The following is a 1,174-nucleotide window of genomic DNA, read 5'->3' as shown; positions in this document are numbered from 1 at the left end:
GGCCGCCCCGCCGGTGATCGGCCCGACGCAATACGCCAATCTCCACCTCAACACCGGCCACGGCACGCTCGGCTGGACCATGTCCTGCGGCTCCGGGCGCGTGCTTGCGGACATGCTGTCGGGCAAGAAGCCGGACATCGACGTCAGTGCGCTGACGGTGGACCGGTACAATCACCGGTTCGGGTGATTTCTTCGCCTCTCCCCCGCGTGCGGGGAGAGGCCGGAATTTGCGAGAGCAAATTTCGGGTGAGGGGGAGTCCCCGCGAGTCCCGCTGCTACCGTCTTTGCGGAAGCGGCCCCTCACCCCGACCCTCTCCCCGTAAGAACGGGGAGAGGGAGAGCAGTCAGCCCGCTCCCGTCACGCAGTTCACCCACAGCACCACGGCCTTCGCATCCTCGGCCGGATTTGAAAACCGGTGCGGCCTTCGGCTGGCAAAGCGAAAGCTGTCGCCGGTCTTCAGCGACCATGTCTCGCTGTCCACTGTCAGCATCATCTCGCCCTCGAGCACGAGGCCGGCCTCTTCGCCGTCATGGGTGTAGAGCTCGTCGCCGGTGGAGCCGCCGGGCTCCAGATGCACCAGGAACAGATTGAGCTTGTTGTCAGCGCTGGCCGGGCTCAGCAATTGCTTGGAGACGCCGGTGCGCCAGAGCTTCAGCTCGGGCCGCTGCAGGGCGCGCGTCACCACCTGATCGGAGGTGCCGTCGGCGCTCGGGCTTGCGCCGAACAGTGCGGCGATGCCGACGCCGAGCACATCCGCGAGCGTGGCCAGCACGCGCAGCGATGGTGACGACAGGCCGCGCTCGATCTGGCTGAGAAAGCCGATCGACAGTGAGGTGCGCGCCGCGACCGTTTCCAGCGAGAATTGCCTGACGCGCCTGAGATCCCGGATGCGGCGGCCGACCGCCACGTCCATCGCAGGCTTCGCCGGCTTGGTGACGGCTTTGGGCTTCACCCGCTTCGCCGGCTTGGTTGCCGCCGGTTTGCGCATTCGTTTGCCACCGCTCACGTCAAACCGCTTCCTTCATGTGCATGAAAACCACTTGCATCATCAGCGAAAGTGTGACCAAATTTTCATGTTGGTGAAAATAGGCCGAAACGGCTCGACTCGCAACACCCGCGAGCGCCGCCATCGGCCAGACCCAAAGGAGGATGCGATGAAGCGTTTTGGTCTGG

At 65.0% G+C, this 1,174-nt stretch carries 2 protein-coding genes; one reads left to right on the top strand and one right to left on the bottom strand.

The genetic code is table 11. The features are described from left to right. A partial coding sequence (locus IC66_RS43680; RefSeq protein WP_157158101.1) for an FAD-dependent oxidoreductase occupies positions 1 to 187 on the top strand: 187 nt, incomplete at its 5' end. Between the two features lie 157 nt (positions 188 to 344). Here the strand turns inward: IC66_RS43680 and IC66_RS0126805 are convergent. Next, positions 345 to 989, bottom strand: a complete 645-nt coding sequence (locus tag IC66_RS0126805; protein WP_038949749.1) for a helix-turn-helix domain-containing protein — start codon at positions 987 to 989, stop codon at positions 345 to 347. Positions 990 to 1,174: the final 185 nt, after the last annotated feature.

This window comes from Bradyrhizobium genomosp. III (assembly GCF_000261705.1).
Lineage (GTDB): Bacteria > Pseudomonadota > Alphaproteobacteria > Rhizobiales > Xanthobacteraceae > Bradyrhizobium > Bradyrhizobium ottawaense.
Note: the sequence above shows the minus strand (reverse complement) of the source record. Positions and strands in the feature narration are given on the sequence as shown.

Coding starts and splice junctions, on each gene's coding strand:
- IC66_RS0126805 (WP_038949749.1), bottom strand. CDS start 989: ATGCGCAAACCGGCGGCAACCAAGCCGGCGAAGCGGGTGAAGCCCAAA.